The 20433-nt window shown below is 62.8% G+C and carries 24 protein-coding genes; 11 read left to right on the top strand and 13 right to left on the bottom strand.

The genetic code is table 11. The features are described 5' to 3' along the window. Positions 1-49: 49 nt before the first annotated feature. A complete protein-coding gene (locus RFM68_RS23605) occupies positions 50-349 on the bottom strand; it encodes a DUF1236 domain-containing protein (RefSeq protein WP_320235421.1) in 300 nt (99 codons plus the stop codon). 271 nt (positions 350-620) lie between these two features. On the opposite strand from RFM68_RS23605, the gene RFM68_RS23600 reads away from it, so the two are divergent. After that, positions 621-1517 (top strand): DUF1236 domain-containing protein, encoded by an 897-nt coding sequence (locus tag RFM68_RS23600; protein WP_320235420.1) that lies wholly within the window; start codon positions 621-623, stop codon positions 1515-1517. A 286-nt stretch (positions 1518-1803) separates the two neighbouring features. Next, complete coding sequence (locus RFM68_RS23595; protein WP_320235419.1) at positions 1804-2151, top strand: exopolysaccharide production repressor protein; 348 nt, start codon at positions 1804-1806, stop codon at positions 2149-2151. Between the two features lie 255 nt (positions 2152-2406). Here RFM68_RS23595 and RFM68_RS23590 read toward each other — a convergent pair whose 3' ends face one another. Then, the gene (locus RFM68_RS23590) at positions 2407-2814 is read right to left on the bottom strand and encodes a heme-copper oxidase family protein (RefSeq protein WP_320235418.1); all 408 of its coding nucleotides are present in this window, start codon (positions 2812-2814) and stop codon (positions 2407-2409) included. Between the two features lie 418 nt (positions 2815-3232). Next, entirely contained in the window at positions 3233-3727 is a 495-nt protein-coding gene (locus tag RFM68_RS23585; protein ID WP_320235417.1) for a cytochrome b, read from the bottom strand. A 247-nt stretch (positions 3728-3974) separates the two neighbouring features. Here RFM68_RS23585 and RFM68_RS23580 point away from each other — a divergent pair, with 247 nt between their 5' ends. Next, positions 3975-4517 carry a DnaJ domain-containing protein gene (locus RFM68_RS23580; protein ID WP_320235416.1) on the top strand — a complete coding sequence of 181 codons (543 nt, stop codon included), beginning with the start codon at positions 3975-3977 and terminating at the stop codon, positions 4515-4517. Between the two features lie 351 nt (positions 4518-4868). Here the strand turns inward: RFM68_RS23580 and RFM68_RS23575 are convergent, their stop codons facing one another. The 4 genes from RFM68_RS23575 to RFM68_RS23560 all read right to left on the bottom strand — a co-directional run bounded on the left by RFM68_RS23575 (position 4869) and on the right by RFM68_RS23560 (position 8156). Further along, positions 4869-5654 (bottom strand): hypothetical protein, encoded by a 786-nt coding sequence (locus tag RFM68_RS23575; RefSeq protein ID WP_320235415.1) that lies wholly within the window; start codon positions 5652-5654, stop codon positions 4869-4871. 360 nt (positions 5655-6014) lie between these two features. Next, positions 6015-6410 (bottom strand): TadE/TadG family type IV pilus assembly protein, encoded by a 396-nt coding sequence (locus RFM68_RS23570; protein WP_320235414.1) that lies wholly within the window; start codon positions 6408-6410, stop codon positions 6015-6017. A gap of 19 nt (positions 6411-6429) precedes the next feature. After that, positions 6430-6870, bottom strand: a complete 441-nt coding sequence (locus RFM68_RS23565) for a TadE/TadG family type IV pilus assembly protein (RefSeq protein WP_320235413.1) — start codon at positions 6868-6870, stop codon at positions 6430-6432. Between the two features lie 5 nt (positions 6871-6875). Next, a complete protein-coding gene (locus tag RFM68_RS23560) occupies positions 6876-8156 on the bottom strand; it encodes a TadE/TadG family type IV pilus assembly protein (protein WP_320235412.1) in 1281 nt (426 codons plus the stop codon). 251 nt (positions 8157-8407) lie between these two features. Between RFM68_RS23560 and RFM68_RS23555 the strand changes: the two genes are divergently transcribed. Next, complete coding sequence (locus RFM68_RS23555; RefSeq protein WP_320235411.1) at positions 8408-9625, top strand: TadE/TadG family type IV pilus assembly protein; 1218 nt, start codon at positions 8408-8410, stop codon at positions 9623-9625. A gap of 65 nt (positions 9626-9690) precedes the next feature. Here RFM68_RS23555 and RFM68_RS23550 read toward each other — a convergent pair whose 3' ends face one another. After that, positions 9691-9927 carry a hypothetical protein gene (locus RFM68_RS23550; RefSeq protein WP_320235410.1) on the bottom strand — a complete coding sequence of 79 codons (237 nt, stop codon included), beginning with the start codon at positions 9925-9927 and terminating at the stop codon, positions 9691-9693. 71 nt (positions 9928-9998) lie between these two features. Next, positions 9999-10298, bottom strand: a complete 300-nt coding sequence (locus RFM68_RS23545; RefSeq protein WP_320235409.1) for a polymerase — start codon at positions 10296-10298, stop codon at positions 9999-10001. A gap of 215 nt (positions 10299-10513) precedes the next feature. Here RFM68_RS23545 and RFM68_RS23540 point away from each other — a divergent pair, with 215 nt between their 5' ends. Then, the gene (locus tag RFM68_RS23540) at positions 10514-11023 is read left to right on the top strand and encodes a hypothetical protein (RefSeq protein WP_320235408.1); all 510 of its coding nucleotides are present in this window, start codon (positions 10514-10516) and stop codon (positions 11021-11023) included. On the opposite strand, the gene RFM68_RS23535 is transcribed toward RFM68_RS23540, so the two are convergent. Next, positions 10999-11190, bottom strand: coding sequence for a hypothetical protein (locus RFM68_RS23535; protein WP_320235407.1), 192 nt, complete (start codon positions 11188-11190; stop codon positions 10999-11001). The genes RFM68_RS23540 and RFM68_RS23535 overlap by 25 nt on opposite strands. Next, positions 11183-11344, bottom strand: a complete 162-nt coding sequence (locus tag RFM68_RS23530; RefSeq protein WP_320235406.1) for a hypothetical protein — start codon at positions 11342-11344, stop codon at positions 11183-11185. The genes RFM68_RS23535 and RFM68_RS23530 overlap by 8 nt, the downstream gene beginning before the upstream one ends. Positions 11345-11599: 255 nt before the next feature. On the opposite strand from RFM68_RS23530, the gene RFM68_RS23525 reads away from it, so the two are divergent. The 4 genes from RFM68_RS23525 to RFM68_RS23510 all read left to right on the top strand — a co-directional run bounded on the left by RFM68_RS23525 (position 11600) and on the right by RFM68_RS23510 (position 15769). Next, positions 11600-11980 carry a cupin domain-containing protein gene (locus RFM68_RS23525; RefSeq protein WP_320235405.1) on the top strand — a complete coding sequence of 127 codons (381 nt, stop codon included), beginning with the start codon at positions 11600-11602 and terminating at the stop codon, positions 11978-11980. A gap of 309 nt (positions 11981-12289) precedes the next feature. Further along, positions 12290-13552, top strand: a complete 1263-nt coding sequence (gene dinB / locus RFM68_RS23520; RefSeq protein ID WP_320235404.1) for a DNA polymerase IV — start codon at positions 12290-12292, stop codon at positions 13550-13552. 124 nt (positions 13553-13676) lie between these two features. Continuing rightward, a complete protein-coding gene (locus tag RFM68_RS23515; RefSeq protein WP_430694915.1) occupies positions 13677-14936 on the top strand; it encodes a patatin-like phospholipase family protein in 1260 nt (419 codons plus the stop codon). 128 nt (positions 14937-15064) lie between these two features. After that, positions 15065-15769, top strand: a complete 705-nt coding sequence (locus tag RFM68_RS23510) for an SDR family oxidoreductase (RefSeq protein WP_320235403.1) — start codon at positions 15065-15067, stop codon at positions 15767-15769. Positions 15770-16111: 342 nt separating this feature from the next. Here RFM68_RS23510 and RFM68_RS23505 read toward each other — a convergent pair whose 3' ends face one another. Both RFM68_RS23505 and RFM68_RS23500 read right to left on the bottom strand, forming a co-directional pair. Continuing rightward, a complete protein-coding gene (locus RFM68_RS23505) occupies positions 16112-16339 on the bottom strand; it encodes a hypothetical protein (protein WP_320235402.1) in 228 nt (75 codons plus the stop codon). An 88-nt stretch (positions 16340-16427) separates the two neighbouring features. Continuing rightward, positions 16428-16871 carry an SRPBCC family protein gene (locus tag RFM68_RS23500; RefSeq protein WP_320235401.1) on the bottom strand — a complete coding sequence of 148 codons (444 nt, stop codon included), beginning with the start codon at positions 16869-16871 and terminating at the stop codon, positions 16428-16430. 383 nt (positions 16872-17254) lie between these two features. On the opposite strand from RFM68_RS23500, the gene eglC reads away from it, so the two are divergent. Continuing rightward, positions 17255-18682, top strand: a complete 1428-nt coding sequence (gene eglC, locus RFM68_RS23495; RefSeq protein WP_320235400.1) for an endo-1,3-1,4-beta-glycanase EglC — start codon at positions 17255-17257, stop codon at positions 18680-18682. 11 nt (positions 18683-18693) lie between these two features. Next, a complete protein-coding gene (locus RFM68_RS23490) occupies positions 18694-20430 on the top strand; it encodes a type I secretion system permease/ATPase (protein ID WP_320235399.1) in 1737 nt (578 codons plus the stop codon). Positions 20431-20433: the final 3 nt, after the last annotated feature.

Raw genomic sequence — 20433 nt, 5'->3', positions numbered from 1 at the left:
TTAACGGCTCGCCGCCTAGGCGGCGAGCCGTGCTCAGTTGCGAATAGATTTACTGGAGGACCTTGACGATCTTGCGCGTGCCAGGGTCGACGACGACCGTCTGGTTGTCCACGACAACGTAGCGGTATTTAACGTTCGGAACCTCATGCAGCTCGACGGTGTCGGGAAGAACGCTGCCGACGCTGAGTTTGACGCCGGGAACCTCGACCGAGGCCAGCGGCTGCTTGTGCACATATTCCTTGATGACGGTTTCCTGCTCGGGTTCGATCACGACATCCTGCGCGGCTACGGCGCCGGCACCGGCGAGAAGCAGCAGGCCCGCGGCGGCGGTGGTGAGGTGCATTTTCATAGGTCGTCACTCCTTGTGGATCAAATCGCCTCCAATGCTGCGCCTGCGATCTCCCACAGCCCGGTCGGCACTGTCCTAACGCCATTGGCCAATCCTTGTTCCTGCAAAAATTGGCCTTTGTTCCTGCAAAATTGGGGCTTCCGCGTGCAAAAATTACGGCTGCCGCTCCTCGCGAAAACGCCCCGGCGCCCGCCGCAACAATTTCGGAACAATGCGTTTCGGGCCGGGTTTACCAAAAACGAAGGGACCGACTTTTCCGAGGAGAAATCCAATGAAACATCATCTGCTTATCACGAGCATGATCGCGCTCAGCGTCGGTTGTGGCGCTGCGATGGCACAGACTGAGTCCGTACAGCCCAGCGGCGACAACAACTGCGCCCAAGGCCAGGCCGATTGTCAGAAGGGCGGCAAGGCCGGCGGTCAGGCGCAGGGCGAGATGAAATCCAAAACCGAGATGAACGCTCAGGGCAAGGCCGGCGCCAACACCCAGGAGCAGGCTCAGGGCAAGACCCAGATGAAGACCGGTGAGCAGGCCCAGGGTCAGGCCGGCGCCAACACCGACCAGAACGCCCAGGACAATACACAGCTGAAGAAGAAGAAGCAGCAGGCCCAGGGCAAGGCTGGCACGACCGAGCAGAACGCCCAGGGCAACACCAAGATGCAGACCGAGCAGAACGCTCAAGGCAAGACCGGAACCACCACCGAGCAGAATGCCCAGAACAAGACCAAGATCCAGACCGATCAGCAGGCTCAGGGCAAGGCCGGCACTACCACCGAGCAGAATGCTCAGGGCGGCACTACCAAGATGCAGACCCAGCAGAACGCCCAGGGCAAGACCGGAACGAACACCGAGCAGAACGCTCAGGGCAACACCAACGTCGAGACCGACCAGAACAAGACGGCCTCGATCAATAACGTGACGGTGGAGCAGAGGACGCAGGTCACGCAGATCATCCACGAGACCAAGGTCGAGCCGGTTCGCGACGTCAGCTTCGACATCTCGGTCGGCGTCGAGGTGCCACGTCATAAGGTGCGCCTGCACCGTCTGCCGGCCCGCATCGTCAAGATCGTGCCTGCCTACGAGTCCTACGAGTATTTCGTGCTCGCCGACGGACGCATCGTCATAGTCGACCCGGACACCTACAAGATCGTGCTTGTCCTGACCTGACCCAGAACCGCATGACGATCAAAGGTCCGCCGATGTGGCGGGCCTTTTTTGCGGGCCGAAGAGGACTCCAGACGGTGCCGGGCTTTCCGTCAGGCGCCCGCGATCCATTAGGTGCTTCTTGAATGTCAGTGCGCCGGGAACGATGTGGCGGAATTCCCAGTTGTCACCAGAAGTCCTGCGTCGGTGGTCCCTGTTGGATTGGACGAAAGGGCGATGGGGCCGCCGGCAAGCCGTTCAAGCTTGCGGTCCTACCGGAAAAGGTGCATGGGTCATGACGGGTAGAGATATGGGCGAGATCGTCGATGACCGGACATGGTCACGGCGCTCGATTGGGCAAATGTATTTTCCGCAGTTTCTTGTGGGAATGGTGGCAACGCTTCTGGTGATCCTCGGTTGGACTTACACTTCCACGGGATCGATCTGGATGGCGATTGGCTGGGCATTTCTGGCGGCCGTGGTGTTGCAGGCCGGCTACTTCGTGGCGGTGCTTTGGCTCGTGCACGGTGAAAGCCGCGAGATCGACGAAAGCAAGGCAGACACCAATCCGGCGCCGGCCGAAATGCCCGGTCCATTCGAGCGCGACGGCATCATCCACGCTCTCATCTCGCTGCTGTTCCCGAGGCTGCTGCCTTAACCGCGTCAGCGGCATCAATCCCGCGGTGATCCTTTCTCTCGCCGGCAAACCGCCTCACTGAATAGTCCGGCACGCTGCATTCCTCTGTTCGAATGCACGAGCCAGGCTTACGCCTCGGTTTGGTTCCGAGGCGCAATCAGTTTGCATCGCCGCCAGTTGGCCGCCCCTTAAGCTAAGCTGGTGCGGCGCAACGCAATGGCCCGGCTTGCAGCGTCTTTGGAGGCGTCGGCGTGAAGCCCCTGCTTTACTGGCAGTCTAGCGCGCCGTGGCAGCCGTGGCGGAGCGCACCGGCTGGGCGGGCGAGAACACCGTATAGGCAAAGACCAGCACGCCCGCGGCGACGATCAGCGAACCAATACCCAGTATCGGCTCGACGGCGTCCATTCCGTAGGCGTATTTCAGATAAAGCGGCGGCAGCATCACCACCAGGCCAAGCGTGTAGAGGCCGTAATGGATCATGGCGAGACGCTTTTCGGCCTTGGCCGGATTGAGCGCATAGTAGCCGCCGAAGATGGCGCTGGTGACCCAGCCCAGGAGATTGAAATGCGCATGCGCCGGGAAGGCTCCGTGATCGCCCGAAATGCCCATCTTGATGCCGATGGCGATGCCCAGCAGGAAAAAGATGATGGCCGTCTTGAAGAAGAGTTCCGATATCCGTGGCATTCTGCTTGTCCTTCCCAATGCCGTTGTAAACCCGACTCAAGTCTACATCTTGCAAGCCTTATTAGCTATCACACACCCAATGCATGTCGCCCAAAAGTGCGCAGCGGTTTTGGGATCACGACATGCATCAAAACAAAGATTTAAAGCGCGTCGCCTGAATCCGTTTCATCGCGACGCACTTTAGGGCGGTGCGGCCTTCGGGCGAAAGCCTCGCGAGGTTGCCCGTCAGGCCGGTGGTGGCCTTCCAAAAAATGGCTCGCCTCCTTCGAGGCGAGCCAAAAAAGGGAGCCGGGCTTGAGGTCGGCCCCCATTCAGGTTGCCACCTGAATTCCGAACTGAGCTAATGTAGCAGAGGCTGAGGTTTATTCCATAGGGATAGTGGACTGATCCGGTAAGGTTTTCCGGGACGTCCGCTCTTCTAACCAGCGGGCGAAAGCATGCGCTTCAGCGTCCCGTCCCTCAGCCAGAACTGATGGTACAGCGCGGCAAGGGCGTGGGCGGCGATCAGCACGATTAACGCGGGCTTGGCAAGCGAATGAATGTCGCCCCAGGGATCGCCCACATAGAATGCCAGAAGCCCCGCTACCGGCGTCGCCAACAACAGCATATAGAACAAACCGTGCAATGCATGCGCGGCGAGTTGCATCCATCTCGGCCCCCGGTTGGCAGACGCCGTCGCGCCGGATGCGAGCCTGAGAACCAAGCGAAGAAGCACGAGCGCAAGGATGGCCAGGCCGGCCCAGTAGTGAGCGGATCCGAGCGCCTGGTCTGTTGTAGATACAGGTTGTCCGTTTTCAACAGCGTCCACGACGGTCGTCATGCTCTCGCCGAAGAAAAGCTGAAATAAAACGAACACGGCTATCAACCAGTGCAGCGCGATTTGATAGACTGAATATCCTCGTCTGTTTTCCATGCACATCCATTCCCCTGAATATGAAGGCGTTCCACGCCTCCGTGTTACTGTATAGGCGAAAAGACGATGGCCAAATTTTGGCTCGAAACCTCCCGCAATTGTGGCTGCAATCTTACGGTTTCGTATGGCGGGCGCCCTGCCCGGCCCATAGCTGTTCAAAGCCTGGCCCGGCGCCTTGCATGCGCGCGGCGTTTGAGCAATGCTGTGCCCTGGGGAGTGGTTTCCGTGATTTCGGAAGCACAATTACATGTTCATCGACTACTACGAAATTCTGGAAATAAGCCCGAACGCCAATTCTGAAACAATCGAGCGGATTTTCCGCTATTTTGCCATGCGTTACCATCCCGACAATCGGGAAACCGGCAATGAATCGCGCTTCAGCGAGATCGTCGAAGCCCACAATGCACTGCGGGATCCGGTAAAACGGGCCCAGTACGACATCCTTTATCGCGAACATCTGGGCCTTCGTCACGAGCTTGCGGAGGGAGCGCGAGACGGTGGTGGCATGGAGAGGGATTCCGTCATCCAGGCCAATCTGCTGTCGCTTCTCTATGTGAGGCGGCGGCGGGACGTCAACAGTCCGGGCATCGGTGATGAAGAGCTCGAACGCCTGTCGGGCTGCCCTCGCGAGCACCTGGAGTTTCATCTGTGGTATCTCAAGGCGAAGGGTTTTATCGGCAGGACCGAGAACGGAACATTCGCGATCACGGTCGATGGCATCGACCACGCCGGGACTAAACACGGCCAGGATCGTCCCGACGCCACCCGCCTGCTCAATCACGCTGATTGAGCCAGCCTGGCGTCGCCCATCGAAAGCCCGCCTACTGGCGCCTGAACCAGCGGCGGGCTCGATGAAGGAGCAGCTACATCCCGGAGGAATCGACTGTCGTCTCCTCGACTCCCTGTATCTGGGCTCGGTTCCACCGGGGGGCAGCGGAGTCCAAGCCATGCGCCAAGGGGGGCAAGAACAGGGAGCGCGTCGGTGACATAGGCGCTGCGTGTCATCGATTGCAAGGCGACTGAGGTCCGACGCGCCGCCGCATTTGGCCCGCCTTTGCCGCGCCAAAGCCAATCGCAAACGAACCGCCGCCAGCCAAGGCCGGCGGCGTCTTCGTTCGCCCTCTGGTCGGTTCGCCCGGCCTTATGGGGTTGTCGTCGTTGTCGTCGCCGTGGCGGCGGCTTCGGCGTCGATCTTGCTCGCCAGCGTATCCTTGGCCCAGGCGGTGACGTCGGCGTCGACCGGCTTGTTGGCCATGTCGGCAAGGGCCGCATCCAACGACTGATCGGTGGGGGCGACGGTGTTTCCAGCCGCGGTCGTGGCGGCGGTGAGCGCCGCGTTGGCCGCATCCACCGCGGCTTGCGCATCATCGAGTTGCTGCTGGGTTGGAACCTGATCGGCCGGGGTCGTCGGGTCGGTAGCTTTCGCAGTCAGCGCGGCTTGCGCGTCCAGGGCGTCGGCCACGGCCTGGGTCGCAGCGTCGACCGCGGCCTGCGCGTTCTTGGCCGCCGCGGCCTGCGACGCGTAAGCCTGGACGCCGGCGAAGTTCTTGCTCTTGGAATGCGCGTAGGCCTGGGCACTGCGCTGCAGCGAATTCAGCCGGCCGAGCTTGGAGTGGATGTTCTTTTCCTTCGGCGTCGCGGCCGTGGTCGTGTCATCGGTCGCCGTGTCGTCGGTCGAAGAAACGTCCGACGCGGTGTCGTCGGTGCCCTTGGTGTGGCCCGGAGCCGAGGCCGACTTGCCATGCGAGGCGCCGCTGTTGCCGTTGCCACCGGAATTGCCGCCGCCGTTTCCGTTGCCGCCATTGCCGTTGCCGCCGCCATGGCCATTGCCGTTACCGCCGCCATTGCCGCCCGCGCCGGCAAGCGCGGGAGCCGCCGCGAGCGCCAGGACGGCAAGGGATGCCAGAAGTGTTTTGCGCATTGTCATTGTGCTTCTCCGCAGATGAATCTTCTTCATGGCCCAACCGCTAGGCAGCCTCTTATGAGAATTCCCTAATGGCGTCGGATAAACTTTAGGCAATTGCAGTTGCAAAATGAGAGCAAGGCCTGCGCTGCACAATAATCGTCGCGGCATATTGCGTTAACCCATTGAAATTTAATGGAAATACAATGGGCTGAGCATCTCTGGGCCGTTTGGAACAAAGAGGGCCCTGATCCCGCCAGACTATGGTCCAAAGCTCCAATGATGCACTGCGCCGGCGCCGTGCTGGCTTGCAACGGGAGACGCCCGCCAGGAATGCCGGGGACTCGCTGTATCCACTTCAGGAGCGCAGCCATGACCTCTCTTCTAGCCGCCGACCAGCGGCACGGTCACCGAGGTCGTGTAGCTGATCGGGTAGTTGCTGAAATAGGGGAAGCTGATGACGAAGGCATAGCTGGCGTTGACGTGCGCCATGCGGAAGCCGCCGCTCGCCGGGTCTGTGGTGATGGTGACGTTGACATCATGCAGGCCAAGCGCCTTGAGCTTCTGCGTGGCGACGGCCTGGATGTCGGCCTGCGTCAGCGTGTTGTTGAGCTGCAGCGAGCGCGCGGACGCTTCCAGCGCATAGCGCACGCTGGATGCGTTGTTCATCGACCAGCCGAAGGCGAAGATGCCGAACAGAAGCATGATGAGGAAAGGCGCAACCAGCGCGAACTCGATGCCGGCGCCGGCGGATGCATCGCCGGCAAATGCCCGAAGCATTTGTTTGTGTGGAATTGCCTTAGCGGACACGGACCACCTGCAGATGGCCGATCGCGGTGTTGCCTGGGTAGGGGCCGAAGGTGAAAGGCGGCGTCCAGGTGCCCGATGCCTGGATCTGGACGAAGATCGACGGCACTTTCGGTCCGCTGCAGATGGTGGTCGACGTGACCACGGTCGTTCCGCACTGGTAGACGCGGTTTATCGCAACGGCGGCATCGGCCGGTTTCTGTTCCCAACTTGCCAGCGCCGCTGCCTGGATGGCGTTGTCGTCGGTGGCGCCAGCCATCACAAAGTTCGCCGCCGTCTTCACGCCTGCCCGCATCGCCAGCGAACTGGTGACATAGGACCAGCCGTCCGTGACGCCGAGAAGAGCGGCGCACAGTACCGGCATCACCATCGCGAGCTCCACCGCGGCGATGCCGGCGCGGTCCCTACTAAAACGGATTGCAGGTAGCCCCATGGGCACTACTCGACGATCTGCACGGTTTGAGCAGCCGGAATGTTCTTCATTCCAAGGCTGGTGCAGTCCTGCTTGATGGTCGTACTGCCTGACCACTGGATCGTGTCCGCGACGACCCGCGTGCACCCGCCGGTCCCCGAGAAGTTGCCGAGGTAGCTGACCTGCTGCCTGGGGAAATAGATGGCACCTGTCAAAAGCGAGTCCGCGGTGCCGTTGAAGGTGCTCTGCGCCGCCGTTCCCGTCCTGTCGCCGTAGAACAGCACGCCGGAATAGATGCCGGACGTTGGCGCGCTCAACGTCACGGTGGCGTTGCCGTTCATGCCGACGGTGCTGCTGCCGGACATGTAGATCGTAACGCCACTGCCCTGGATGACGGCCCCCGCATTGATCTTCACGTCGCCCTGAACGACATAGACGCCGGGAGAAAGCGTGACATTGCCGTTGAGGTTCATGCCGCTGCAGTAGGTCCCGGGCTGGATCGTTTGCGTTGTCTTGTTGCCGTTGATCTTCTGGCAAGAGCCGCTGGCCGCGGGCGTCGGCAGACTGGCAAACGGATCGGACGCAGGCAAGGCCTGGGTGATCGGGGCCTTGCAGACCATCGTGGGTGGGCTGTTCAGCGAAACGCCGCCAACCGCAATCAGGCAGTCGGTCTGAAGGGTCGCCGAGCCCTGCACCTTGATGGCATCGGCGGCGATCGAATTCGCATTGATGACGCAGCCGATCTGCTTGAGGCTGGTGTTGCCGGAAATGCTCACCGCCTGCGAGGCCGACGGATTGAGCGCCGTATTGCAGGCATAGGCACCATCGGTGATCAACGCCACCGCCCGCGCCTGCTCCGGCACCTTGGTCTGCGTAAAGATGGAGGTGAATATGCGGTCGAGGTTCTGGTTGAGGATGACCTCGACCGCCTTCTTGGCCGTGTTCGGCCCGGACGCCGGCGGCGTGTTGACGACAATGGTGCCGGTGCCGAGGCCATTGTCCGTCGCCGACTGGGTTGCGGCCGCCGTGATTGCCGCCGTATCGGATCCCTGGATCTTTTCCAGCGCGCCGGCATAGGCGGCGGTGTCCGCCGTCGCCTGCAGCTTCAGGCTCGAATAATACCAATAGGAGGTCTCGACGCCGAGCCCCGCGCCGCCGACGACGATCGGCAGGGTAAGCGCGAATATGGTCGCGACATTGCCGCTCTGGCCTTCACAAAAGCGTCGAGAGGCGAGCAGAGAAAAAAGTTGTCTGAAGAACCGACCCGAAAAGGCCATGGCCGAACGCACCCATACTATCCCAGCCATGACGTCATCATTGCCGTATGAACGAATGCCTAATTATTTCGCTCGACTTGCGCTGGTAGGACCGCAGCGGGCCGCTGTCCCCATCTTGCGCCGCGAGCACTAGGACTTAAGGCCCAACAAGTTTCGGACCTAAGGTGTAAGTATCAGGAAATGCGTATATTTTAGCATTTTCTGCATTTTATCTTTTTTGGAAATCGCTCGTAGAGACGGCATGCATATCACTCTCGCATATACGGCGAGGGACGGGCTCCATGTTTGCACGTTTTTGGGCTTCGAGGCGCGGCAACTTCGCGATCGCGACCGCGGTCGCCATGGTGCCGGTGATGCTTGGCCTGGCAGCTTCCATCGACCTGATCGGCACCAGCGACGACGCCGCTCAGTTGCAAAACTCGCTGGACGCGGCCGGCCTTGCGATCGGCACGAAATACCAGCCGAGCATGCCGGCGAGCGACGTGCAGCAACTCGGCCAGACCTTCTTCGCTGCCAATATGAGCGCCGCCGACGCGCAGGAGCTATCGGGCAGCGTCGCCGCCTTCCAGGCCGGCGCGAGCGGCGACCCGAGCGCATACTTCATTTCGCTGTCGTCGAGCATCAGCCGGCCGGCCTTCGTCAGCGGCATGCCGGCCTGGCAGGCGACGCGCTTCGCCTTGGTCAAGCTCAAACCGGGCGCGCAAGCCTGCGTGCTCGCGCTCGACCAGCACGCCGACGACGCGGTCAATCTGCAGGGCTCAACCGATGTGGCGATGACGGGCTGCGTGATCGCGGCCAATTCGGACGCTGCCGACGCCGTAAACCGGGGTGGCTCCGCGGTCGTCGGCGCCGGCTGCGTCTCGACGGTCGGCGGCACCCAAGGCTTGACGCCGCCCAGCGCCACCCTTTCCTGCGGCGCGCCGCGCGAGAACCAGTATGCCTCGTTCGATCCGCTGGCCGACGTCGTTCCTCCCGCCTTCACGCTCTGCCTGCCGGTGCCCAACGGCAAGACGGTGACGCTCTCGCCGGGCACCTATTGCGACAAGACCCTGTCGGGGAAGATCACCCTCAATCCGGGCACCTACATCCTGCGCAACGTCACGATCAAGCCAGGCGGCAACGGCAGCTTGAGCGGCCAGGGCGTGACGATCTTCCTGATGGAGAACTCGCAGCTCTACATCAACGCCAACGAGCAGGTGAACCTCTCGCCACCGACCAGCGGGCCTTATGCCGGCATCACCATCTTCCAGGCGCACGGCAACACGCAGGCGCTGACGCTGAACGGCGGATCCGGCTCGGTGGTGAACGGCTTCATCTACGCCCCGGACGCAGCCATCACCTACGCCGGAAATTCGGACATGAACGCCCAGGGCGGTTGCCTGCGGCTGGTCGGCGACACTATCGCAATGACGGGGAACTCTGCCGTAAAGTCGGACTGCACGGCCGAACTCGGGAACCGCGAGATGTATGCGGGACGGATGATCACCCTGGCGAAGTGAGACGAGAACACGGCCGTGGCGTGCAAGGATCACCATGACCGAAATTGGCAGCTCGGGCCGCTGCCCTAGACTTCCGCGACGATGTCGGCGCCAGGTTGCTCGTCGAAGAGCACCGCGCAACCGCGCTCGAGCGCAACCTGCGTCAAGGCGTTGGCCGCATCCTCATCCGACGAGACGAAATCGCCGGTCAGCACGCGCAGTTCCTCGACGGCCTTCGACATCGGCACGAGGCGCCCGGCAGAACGGTCGCTCGCGCAGGCGTCGATGACGCACAGAAGATCGATGAGTTCGAAATTATCCATGGCGGCCTCCGCCAGCGCCATCCCTTCACTCAATCAACGGTGCGAGACGCGGGCTGGTTCCCGAGCCTCACTTAACCGGGCGGCCTGGCGGGCGCGAGCCTGAGATCGAAGCGGGCCGGCAGGCATGGCTCGAGGCAGGTCTTGCGCACCGAGCCGGTGGCAATCGTGTCGATCGGCAGAAGGATCACCATCTGGGCATGCCGTTCCGGCCAGAGCGGCCTGCCGAAGACCAGGAAGACGCCGCCGATCAAAGCTCCCAGAAGCAACGTGGCAAACAGGTTTGCGATCATCTCGCCGGGCTGCATGGCCAGCAACTCCAAGAGCCGTTCCAGCGGAAGGAGTGCCCGCCACATCGCAGGAATGGCAGGCACTCCGTGGTCGACCGCCGATGAAGGGACTTTGTCCGGCGGCTTGCAAGCCAATGAATTGACGCCCGTCTTGTTTCTTAAAAATCGGCGCCTCGGGCCTCTGCGTTCGATGGGTGAGACTTCAGTCTGAACATCGCCCCAGACCGTCGCCCGAGGCCTGGAACAATCGCTTCGGTTGCCGTTGCCCGGCAATCGAAATCGACGAAGGAGAGGAAGCCATGGCCGACGGACCCACAGTTGTAAACACGGGCGGCGGTGGCGGCGGCGGAACCGCTGTCGCGATCGTTCTTGCCATCATCGCGATCATCGGGGTGCTGTTCTTCACCGGCATCATCGATGTCGGCGGGGGTGTCGGATCGAAGGACGTGAACGTCAAGATCGATGCCCCCAAGATCGAGGCGCCCAAGGTCGAAACGCCCGCGGCGCCGACCAAGACGCCATCGGATGCGCTGGCTGCCCCGGCACCGGCTCCAGCGCGCTGGCCCGGGCAAGCGGTGGCTGACGATGGCGGAATCCAACCGGCTGCCCGGCAGGGCGTTGGTGTCGCCACTCCAGCTTGGGCCCGCGTATTCTTGGGAACCGCGGGCTGTTTCTTGGATCGGCTCCGCTTCCTAAACAGGCGTCGAGCCGCCCCAAGTATTATTGTTCGCGAAATTGCATTATTCGCGAAATTCAGAATGGATATTCAGTCCAAAATAGATATTCAGTCGCCGGCATCCATCGGCTGATGGCCGAGCTGCTGATGCCATAGCACCTGGCGATAATCCGTCAGTTCGACGACCTGGCTGCAGGCCGGGCAGACATAGCTGTCGCAGCACTGGCGAAGCTCCGGCGGGCCACGACGGGCGGTGACGACCGGCGAACGGGAATAGCCTCTCACGGCCTGATCAAGCATCGGTTTCCTCCTGATGGTTGTTGATTATCCCCGCCCAAAAGCTTCTCCCCCCGACGACGTTGCGTCCGGCGCGGCGCACGGCCAGCGCAGGAGCAAGTTCGGGATCGTGCTGATGGGAGATTGCGAAAGTCATGGCGGTGTTGCCTTGATTCATGCCGAGGGTTGCATCGAATTCTCCCTTTCGGGCGAGAACGGATGGTCCCTCAACCACCGCCGTGCCAGCGCGAGGCCAGGAAAGCACCGGACAATCCGGTCCCGCATTAACTTCCGATAAGAAGCAGCAAAAATCCGCGAGGGCCGAGAGTGGCCTTCAACTGCATTAGCGATCTCTCATAATAAGGCGTATGAATGAGACAGCGGTCGCCGACGATCGCAACGTCAGGCTCCGCTTCACTCATGGGAGGAAACCATGGCCGAAGTTGCAATGAACGTGACAAAGCTCGAATCCAAATCGCACAACAATCCCGACGAGGTCCGCGCGCCCGCCAAGACGCGTGTCGAAATCGTGCGGCTGCCGGGGTATACGCTCGGGCGGATGAACATGCAGCCGGGCTGGAAATGGTCCGAATGCGTGAAGCCGGTGGTCAAGACCGACAGCTGCCAGGTCTCGCATGTCGGCTATGTCGTGTCTGGATCGATCACCGTGCGGATGACCGACGGCACGCAAAAGACCCTCGAGGCCGGCACTTCCTACACCATTCCGCCCGGCCATGACGCCTGGGTGGAAGGCAACCAGCCATTCCAGTGCATCGAGGTGCTGAGCGCCGAACAATACGCCAAGCCGGCATAGCGCAAATAGTCACCCCCCGAGGGTAAGACGGCAGAAGCGACCGGAGGGGTCGTCTCGCATAGACCACGGCACCCTAGAAGCGAAGAATGGGTCGCCACGTGTGGCGCCCCCTCTATCGCTGCGGCAACATCTTCGATTGTGCAACCTGCGCTCTATACGTGGCTGTATCTTCAGGTTGTGGAAACTTGCACGTTCAAGCGTGGCGGCTTGACATAGAGCTTCTTTTGTTCTCTTTATGTTCTGCCAATTCCCCTTACAATAGACGCAGCTAATGCTGCAATGCCACACAAATGGCCATGGGAGCGCGCGATGGCCGCCACGAACACCGCCGCGGCCGCCACCATCCTGCATGCCGATCTCGACGCCTTCTACGCCTCGGTCGAGCAACTGCTCGACCCGTCGCTGCGCGGCAAGCCGATCGCCGTCGGCGGCGGCGTGGTGCTGGCCGCATCCTACGAGGCCAAGGTGTTTGGCGTGCGCGGCGGCATGCCCGGCCGCAAGGCGCGCGAGCTCTGCCCGCAACTCATCTTCGTCGGCGGCCATTTTTCCGAGTACCAGCGCCTCGGCGACGCAGCGATCAAGGTGCTCGACGATTTCACGCCGGTGGTCGAGCGCATCTCGATCGACGAGGCGTTCGCCGACGTCGCCGGCTGCACGCACCTGTTTGGTCCGCCCGACGAGATCGCGCGAAGAATCCGCCAGCGCGTGAAGGCCGAACTCGGCCTGCCGATCTCGATCGGCGTGGCGCGGACGAAGCATCTCGCCAAGATCGCCTCGCAGGTGGCCAAGCCCGACGGGCTGGTGGTGGTCGAGCCCGGCACCGAGCTGGCCTTCCTGCACGATCTGCCTGTCACGCTGATGTGGGGCGTTGGTCCGGCGACGAAAGCGCGGCTCGCCGAGATCGGTGTCGAGACCATCGGGCAACTGGCGCGCACGCATAGCGGCGCGCTGGAGCGGCTGATCGGCCACGCCGCCGGCCAGAAGCTTGCGGCGCTGGCCTGGAACCGCGATCCGCGCCGGCTGGAGACGCATCGCCGCGCGCATTCCGCCGGCGCGCAGTCGGCACTGGGTCGCAAGCCCGCCCTGCCGCGTGTCTTCGTGCCGACGCTCCTGCATCTGGCCGACCGTGTCGCCAGCCGCCTGCGCGCCAAGGACCGGCCGGGGCGCACGGTGACGGTGCGAGTGCGCTTCGCCGATCTGCGCGCCGTCACCCGCTCGGTGACGCTGGAGCAGCCGATCCAGGCGACCGCGATGCTGGCCGAGATCGCCGAGGAGTTGGTGCGCGGCGTGCTGGCCGCCCATCCGGGCGAGCGGGACATCTCGCTGCTCGCCATCTCGGTCTCGCATCTGGAGGAGCATGCCGAGCTGCAGCTCGAACTGCCGCTCGGCCTGGCGGATGAGAAGCTCAAGCCCGGCAGCCGCAAGGGGCTGGCCCGCTTCGGCGCCGACCGCGCCATCGACAAGATCCGCCAGCGCTTCGGCAAGGAAGCGGTCGGCTATGGCACCGTGGCGCTGGAGGGCACGCGCTCGGTGCCGGACGGGTTCCGGGAATTGGCCGAGAAGGAGCTGTGAGGGGTGGGTTCCTCAAGCTTTGCAACGCCGAAGTTCCGCGATCCCGCCAATTGCCAGAACGGCCGCGCTAGGCTGGATTATGCGCTGAAACCCGCCCGCCCCAGCCGAACGATCGGAGTCATTCATGCCCAGTGAGACGGCAGCGCCGGACACAGAGGTATCGCCAGTTGGCATGCACGGTACGGACGACAAGGTCGAGCGCTACGATCTCGGCCTTTGCCTGTCAGGCGGCGGCTACCGCGCCATGCTGTTCCACGCAGGCGCGCTCGGCCGGCTGAACGAGGCCGGATTGCTCGAAAAACTCGACATGGTGAGCTCGGTCTCGGGCGGCTCGATCGCCGCCGGGCTGCTGGCGGTGCTTTGGCCGCGCTTCAAATTTGTCGACGGCGTCGGCACCAACTTCGATATCTATCTCGACAGGATACTGAAATTCTCGCAGGTCTTCCTCGACGCGCCGTCGATCTTCAAGGGCCTGTTCAACCCGTTTTCGAGCGCGGCGCGAGAAGTCGCCGCCTGCTACGAGCGGTACCTGTTCGAGGGCTCCAGGCCGATGCTGAAAAGCCTGCCGGAAAAGCCCTGGTTCGTGTTCTGCTCCAGCAATCTCGGCACCGGCTCGCTGTTTCGCCTGTCGCGGCGCTACATTGCCGACTACCGCATCGGCGTCGCGTACCAAGCCGACCTGCCGGTCGCGACCGCGGTCGCCGCCTCCTCGGCCTTCCCGCCTTTCCTGTCGCCGCTCCGGCTCGACCTTAAGCCGTTCGTGTGGCGCAACGACAAGCTCGACCTGAGCGTCGGTCCGCCGGTGCCGCCTTCCCGCGCCGTGCTCACCGATGGCGGCGTCTACGACAATCACGGTATCGAGCCGGCGCTGAAGCGCTGCCGCTGGCTGCTGGTCAGCGATGCCGGCGCGCCGTGGCTGGCTTCGAACGCGGGCTACTGGAACTGGTTCTCGCAGCTCAAGCGCGTGCTGGACACCACCGACAACCAGGTGCGTTCGCTGCGGCGCCGGGATCTCGTGGCGCGCTTCCAGGCGGCCAAGGACGCCGACGATCTCGGCCTGCCCAATGACGCGACCCGGCCCGACTACGCGTCGACGCGCGGCGTCTTCTGGTCGATCGCCAGCAAGCCGGACGCGAGCGAGCCGAATTTCGTGCAGACCGCCGCCACCGCGCCAGCCGATATCGGCACCTCGCTTCATTTCCTCGGAGCCAAGGAGACGGTCGATCTGGTGAACTGGGGCTACTGCGCCACCGACCAGGCGCTGCGCGGCTGGTACGCGCCGGCGGTGGTTGCCGGCAAGGGCGTGCCGCTGAAGGCCGGCGACGTGAAGCCCGGCCGCTGCGCGAAGCTGTCAAAGATGGTGATGGGTATGTTCAAGGTTTGAGCTGCGGCTTCGCCGCCATCACCAATCCTTGGCGCAATCCAATCTGGTTCATCCCCTGCCCTCCACATGCTAACAGAAGCGCCTTCGGCAAATCGGCGGTCTCTCCGCCCTAAAAGATGGATCAGGACATGGCAGGAGAAAAAGTAGCTCTGGTGACGGCGGGCGGCAGCGGCATGGGGGCCGCGGCGGCCAGGCGCCTGGCGGCGGACGGGTTCAAGGTCGGCGTGCTGTCCTCCTCCGGCAAGGGCGAGGCGCTGGGCAAGGAACTCGGCGGCTTCGGCGTCACCGGCTCCAACCAGTCGAACGAGGACCTGAAGCGCCTTACCGACGGCGCGCTGGAACGCTGGGGCCGCATCGACGTGCTGGTCAACAGCGCCGGCCACGGGCCGCGCGCGCAGATCATCGAGATCAGCGACGAGGACTGGCATAAGGGCATCGACACCTACTTCCTCAACGCGGTACGCCCGACCCGGCTGGTGACGCCGGTGATGCAAAGCCAAAAATCAGGCGTCATCATCAACATCTCGACCGCCTGGGCGTTCGAGCCGAGCGCGATGTTCCCGACCTCGGCCGTGGCGCGCGCCGGGCTTGCCGCCTACACCAAGATCTTCGCCGACACCTATGCCCCCGACAACATCCGCATGAACAATGTGCTGCCCGGCTGGATCGACAGCCTGCCGGCGACCGAAGAGCGCCGGGGCAGCGTGCCGATGAAGCGCTACGGCACTTCGGAGGAGATCGCCGCGACGATTTCTTTCCTGGCCTCGGACGGGGCGGCCTATATCACGGGCCAGAACATCCGCGTCGATGGCGGCATTACAAGGGCGCTGTGAAAGGAGTGCTGTGGGGCAGAGAGAGCGCCGCCTCAGATCATCAGCGACTGCGGAGCCTCAGGACCCACAGCACGGCTACAAACACCACGACAGCGAGCGCGTTGCCGATTACATTGTTCCAAAAGCGTTCCGGATCGTCCGCCAGGGCGATCCAGTTCGTTTTTCCGTGATTTCCCCGGTCCTCAGGCCGTGCGCAATGTTATAGATCGCGCTGGCAGCGAGTGCCGCCATCAAGACAATGAGTTTATTTCTGGCTTTGTTTTTCTCGCTATCCATGGAGCACATCTAGCTGCGCCCGATGAAGTTTTGCTTATCGTCGGTGGGGGTAAAGAGGACGTCGCCTCAGCCGCGGCTGCGCGAATTGAGCAGCCACATCACGGCGAGCGATGCCGCGATGTTCAGCCCGTTGCCGACGACGATGTTCCAGAAGCGCGTCGGATCGTCGGCAAGCGCGATCCAGTGCAGCCTGCCCCGGATTTCGCCCATCTTCAGGCCGTAAGCGATGTTGTACGCCGCCAGGGCGGCGAACGCGGCCATCAGGACAATGACGTAGTTGATCTTTCGATCCATGAGAGCGGCTTTTAACAGCGCTTGGTGAAATTTTACTTACCTTGGGTCAGGCGGCGGCCGGGAAACCGGCCGCCGCCCGCTGCCAAACCTACTGGTTGATCTCGGGCTCGACGAGCTTGGCCAGGTTGCGCAGCGATTCCTGCCAGCCGAGATAGCAGGCCTCGGCTGGGATGGCGTCCGGGATACCGGCCTGCGTGATGTTGACCTCGGTGCCGACGGACACTTTCTTCAGGATCACGGTCACCTCGATCTGGCCCGGCAGGTTGGGGTCGTCGAAGCGGTCGGTGTAGCGCAGGCGCTCACCCGGAACGAGCTCGACAAATTCGCCGCCGAAGGCGTGGCTGTCGCCGGTGGTGAAGTTGCGGAAGGACATCTTGTAGGCGCCGCCGACCTTCCCCTCGAACTGGTGGACCGTGCAGGTGAAGCCGTTCGGCGGCAGCCACTTCGCCAGCGCATCGGCCTCGGTGAATGCGCGGTAGACCTTCTCCGGCCTGGTCGCCAGGACGCGGTGCAGATGGATGGTGCTCGGCATATCTCGATATCCTTCCCTGGTTGATCGATGCCCCAAGGACGGGCGGGCTGTGGCCGACCCGACAGAGGCTGTCAGATTTTTGACTGGAGCATGACGCCGAAAAGTCTGAAGCGGTTTTTCGGTATGCATCCATCCACGACTATCTGCACAATTTTTTGGCAGAAAATCTTGCAAAATCGAGTAAAATTGAGAAGAACTCACGCCATAATTGTATTAGATATCACTTATTCTATCTACGCAAAATATCGATAAAAATACTGCCGATTTTCTCTGTACTATTTGCTTGTTTTCGGGAACGATAGCCCGTGTTGCAAGTTGGTTCGGGGCAGTCGCCTGAACTTGCAGCGAGCCATCCGGGCGGGGCAGCGCGGAAGGATTGTTCGATGAGTTTCGTCGTCAACGCGGTAGGCGTTCCTCTTTACTATAGCGGCGCGTCCAACCATTGGCTTTCAGCGTCCTCTTCCGGGCCGACATTGAACGGCACCAGCGGCAACGACTCCATCTGGGGCGCCAGCGGCGTCAACGTCACCATGTATGGCGGCCCCGGCGACGACATCTATTACCTCTATTCGGCGGGCAACAAGGTGGTCGAGAACCCTGGGGAGGGCATCGACACGATCAACACATGGATGAGCTACACGCTGCCGAACAATGTCGAAAACCTCGTCGTCACCAACGCTCACAACTATGCCTTCGGCAATGCGCTGGACAACATCATCACCGCCACGGCGGGCGGCCAGACCCTGGACGGCGGCGCGGGCAACGATGTCCTGATCGATGGCGGCGGCGGCGCCGACACTTTCATCGTCGCGAAGGGCAACGGGAGCGACTCGATCGTCAATTTCGCGTCGAACGATACCGTGCGCCTCGATGGCTACGGATTCACTTCGTTCGCCGCCATTCACGACAGCATGATCCAGGCGGGACCCAATGTGGTGCTGAACCTAGGATCGGGCGAGATCCTCGAATTCAAGAACACGACGATAGACAAGTTACAACCGAACCAGTTCGAGCTGCCGATCGACAAGTCGGGCATGACGCTGTCCTTCAGCGACGAATTCAACACGCTCAATCTTCACAATGCCCAGGGCGGCACCTGGGACACCAATTTCTGGTGGGGCGCACCGAACGGCAGCACGCTCACCCGCAATGGCGAATTGCAGTGGTACATCGACGCCAATTACGGGCCGACGAGCTCGGTGCATGCGTTCAGCGTCGGCAACGGCGTGCTGACGATCACCGCGGCACAGACGCCGGCCGACATCAAGCCGCTGATCAATAATTACGAATACACTTCCGGCATCCTGACCACGCATGACTCGTTCTCGCAGACCTATGGCTATTTCGAAATGAAGGCCGACCTGCCGGAAAACGCCGGCGCCTGGCCTGCCTTCTGGCTGCTGCCGGAAGAAGGCTCGTGGCCGCCGGAACTCGACGTGATGGAAATGTATGGACAGAAGCCGAATTCGCTGCTGGTGACCGCGCATACCAACCAGACGGGCCAGCATACGACGGTGGGATCCACCGTGAACGTCATGGACACCGCCGGCTTCCACACCTATGGCCTGTTGTGGACGCCGGACAAGCTCGTGTGGACGTATGACGGCGTGCAGGTCGCGGAAGCGGCGACACCGTCCGACATGCATAAGCCGATGTACATGCTGGTCGATCTCGCGGTGGGCGGTCAAGCCGGCGCGCCGCCGGACCATCTCGCCACACCGGCCGAGATGAAGATCGACTATATCCACGCCTACACGCTGAACGAAGTACAGCAGAGCCATTTGAACGTCACGGGCGAGCACACAGCCTAGGAGGCGGGGCGATGTCGCGGGAGCACGCTCCGACCGGGCCGGCATTGCGGCCGGTATTTCTGCGCGCAATTGCCGATGTCGGGCTGTTCTCGCTGCTCATCAACCTTCTGCTGCTGGTGATCCCGCTTTACCTGCTCCAGGTCTATGACCGGGTGCTGCCCTCCTCCAGCGTCGAGACGCTTGTCTATCTGTCGGTCATCGCGGTCGCGGCGCTTGGTTTCCTCGGCTTCCTCGACTCTGTTCGCGCCGTCTACACGCAGCGCATCGCGGCTACGGTAAATGACAGGTTGGGCGCGACGGTTTTCGCCGCGTCGCTCAGCGCCAGGAAGGCGCTGTCGCCGCTGCACGACCTTGCCTCGGTCTGTGCCTTCATCCGCTCGCGCGGCGTGGCGGTGCTGTTCGACCTGCCCTTCGCTCCGATCTTCCTCGGCCTGCTTTATCTGATCCATCCGGTGCTGTTCTGGGTGACGCTCGGCGGCACGGTGCTGCTCGTCATCCTGGTCGTGGCCAACCAGCTCGCCATCGGCAGGAACGATGCGTGCTCGGCGGAGCGTTCGGCCTTGGCCAGCCAGGCCGAGCAGGCCTTTGCCCGCAACGCCGAGACACTGCGCGCCATGGGCATGGTGGAAAACGCCGCGCGCGTGTGGCGGCGACACGTTGCGGAAGCGCTTGTGCTGCATGACCGTTCGGCCGGCGCCAACGCCGTCTTCAGCGGCGCTTCCAGGGCGCTGCGCATGATGCTGCAGCTGGCGATCCTCGGCACCGGCGCGTGGCTGGTGCTCAAGGGCCAGATGACGGCCGGCATGATCTTCGCCTCCTCGCTGGTGTCGTCGCGCGCGCTGCAGCCGCTCGACCAGCTGATCGGGTCCTGGCGGCAGATCGTCGAGGCCAGGCGCGCGTGGTCGCGACTGGGAACTGCGCTTGCGGCGCAGCCGGCGGAGGCGAGCAAGCTCACTTTGCCCGACCCGGCCGGCGCGATTTCAGCGCAGGATCTTTTCTTCATCGCGCCCAACGCCGCCTTCGGCGCCGAGCCGATCCTCAAGCGGCTGAGTTTTGCCATCGGCGCCGGCGAGGCGGTGGCGATCGTCGGCCCGAGCGGCGCGGGCAAATCGACGCTGGCGCGGCTGCTTGTCGGGGCCGCCCAGCCGAGCGGCGGTTCGGTCAGGATCGACGGCGCGGAGCTCAGGACCTGGGACGAGAACCAGCTCGGCCGGAATATCGGCTATCTGGCGCAGGAGGTGGAGCTTTTTCCCGGCACGATCGCCGACAATGTCGCCCGCTTCGACGCGCACGCGCAGGACGAGGCAATTGTCGAAGCGGCAAGGCGCGCCGAGGCGCATGAGCTGATCCTGACGCTGCGCGACGGCTACCAGACGATGATCGCCGGGACGCTGTCGGGCGGCGAGCGGCAGCGGATCGGGCTGGCGCGCGCCTTCTACGGCAATCCGCGCATCCTGGTGCTGGACGAGCCGAGCACGCATCTCGACGGCGCCGGCGAAGCAGCGCTCGAAGCGGTGCTCGCCGCCGCGCGCGCCGCCGGCGTCACGACGATCGTCATCACGCATCGCCCTTCGATTGCCACCGCCTGCGACCGCGTGATGGTTCTGCGCGACGGCGTCATCGAAGCGTTCGGACCGAGCGCCGAGGTGTTGCGGCAGCCGGGGAAAGGCGCACAGAGCAACACGGTGGTCACGGGCTCGTTCGCGCCGACCATACGCGCCTCGCAGACCATCCGGCACGGGTCCTAGACG

This window comes from Mesorhizobium montanum (assembly GCF_033977145.1).
GTDB classification, from domain to species: domain Bacteria; phylum Pseudomonadota; class Alphaproteobacteria; order Rhizobiales; family Rhizobiaceae; genus Mesorhizobium; species Mesorhizobium montanum.
Note: the sequence above shows the minus strand (reverse complement) of the source record. Positions and strands in the feature narration are given on the sequence as shown.

What these genes read in the sequence shown, in the direction of transcription:
- RFM68_RS23605 (WP_320235421.1), bottom strand. Translation starts at nt 349, where the DNA reads ATGAAAATGCACCTCACCACCGCCGCCGCGGGCCTGCTGCTTCTCGCC.
- RFM68_RS23600 (WP_320235420.1), top strand. Translation starts at nt 621, where the DNA reads ATGAAACATCATCTGCTTATCACGAGCATGATCGCGCTCAGCGTCGGT.
- RFM68_RS23595 (WP_320235419.1), top strand. Translation starts at nt 1,804, where the DNA reads ATGGGCGAGATCGTCGATGACCGGACATGGTCACGGCGCTCGATTGGG.
- RFM68_RS23590 (WP_320235418.1), bottom strand. Translation starts at nt 2,814, where the DNA reads ATGCCACGGATATCGGAACTCTTCTTCAAGACGGCCATCATCTTTTTC.
- RFM68_RS23585 (WP_320235417.1), bottom strand. Translation starts at nt 3,727, where the DNA reads ATGGAAAACAGACGAGGATATTCAGTCTATCAAATCGCGCTGCACTGG.
- RFM68_RS23580 (WP_320235416.1), top strand. Translation starts at nt 3,975, where the DNA reads ATGTTCATCGACTACTACGAAATTCTGGAAATAAGCCCGAACGCCAAT.
- RFM68_RS23575 (WP_320235415.1), bottom strand. Translation starts at nt 5,654, where the DNA reads ATGACAATGCGCAAAACACTTCTGGCATCCCTTGCCGTCCTGGCGCTC.
- RFM68_RS23570 (WP_320235414.1), bottom strand. Translation starts at nt 6,410, where the DNA reads ATGCTTCGGGCATTTGCCGGCGATGCATCCGCCGGCGCCGGCATCGAG.
- RFM68_RS23565 (WP_320235413.1), bottom strand. Translation starts at nt 6,870, where the DNA reads ATGGGGCTACCTGCAATCCGTTTTAGTAGGGACCGCGCCGGCATCGCC.
- RFM68_RS23560 (WP_320235412.1), bottom strand. Translation starts at nt 8,156, where the DNA reads ATGGCTGGGATAGTATGGGTGCGTTCGGCCATGGCCTTTTCGGGTCGG.
- RFM68_RS23555 (WP_320235411.1), top strand. Translation starts at nt 8,408, where the DNA reads ATGTTTGCACGTTTTTGGGCTTCGAGGCGCGGCAACTTCGCGATCGCG.
- RFM68_RS23550 (WP_320235410.1), bottom strand. Translation starts at nt 9,927, where the DNA reads ATGGATAATTTCGAACTCATCGATCTTCTGTGCGTCATCGACGCCTGC.
- RFM68_RS23540 (WP_320235408.1), top strand. Translation starts at nt 10,514, where the DNA reads ATGGCCGACGGACCCACAGTTGTAAACACGGGCGGCGGTGGCGGCGGC.
- RFM68_RS23535 (WP_320235407.1), bottom strand. Translation starts at nt 11,190, where the DNA reads ATGCTTGATCAGGCCGTGAGAGGCTATTCCCGTTCGCCGGTCGTCACC.
- RFM68_RS23530 (WP_320235406.1), bottom strand. Translation starts at nt 11,344, where the DNA reads ATGAATCAAGGCAACACCGCCATGACTTTCGCAATCTCCCATCAGCAC.
- RFM68_RS23525 (WP_320235405.1), top strand. Translation starts at nt 11,600, where the DNA reads ATGGCCGAAGTTGCAATGAACGTGACAAAGCTCGAATCCAAATCGCAC.
- dinB (WP_320235404.1), top strand. Translation starts at nt 12,290, where the DNA reads ATGGCCGCCACGAACACCGCCGCGGCCGCCACCATCCTGCATGCCGAT.
- RFM68_RS23515 (WP_430694915.1), top strand. Translation starts at nt 13,677, where the DNA reads ATGCCCAGTGAGACGGCAGCGCCGGACACAGAGGTATCGCCAGTTGGC.
- RFM68_RS23510 (WP_320235403.1), top strand. Translation starts at nt 15,065, where the DNA reads ATGGCAGGAGAAAAAGTAGCTCTGGTGACGGCGGGCGGCAGCGGCATG.
- RFM68_RS23505 (WP_320235402.1), bottom strand. Translation starts at nt 16,339, where the DNA reads ATGGATCGAAAGATCAACTACGTCATTGTCCTGATGGCCGCGTTCGCC.
- RFM68_RS23500 (WP_320235401.1), bottom strand. Translation starts at nt 16,871, where the DNA reads ATGCCGAGCACCATCCATCTGCACCGCGTCCTGGCGACCAGGCCGGAG.
- eglC (WP_320235400.1), top strand. Translation starts at nt 17,255, where the DNA reads ATGAGTTTCGTCGTCAACGCGGTAGGCGTTCCTCTTTACTATAGCGGC.
- RFM68_RS23490 (WP_320235399.1), top strand. Translation starts at nt 18,694, where the DNA reads ATGTCGCGGGAGCACGCTCCGACCGGGCCGGCATTGCGGCCGGTATTT.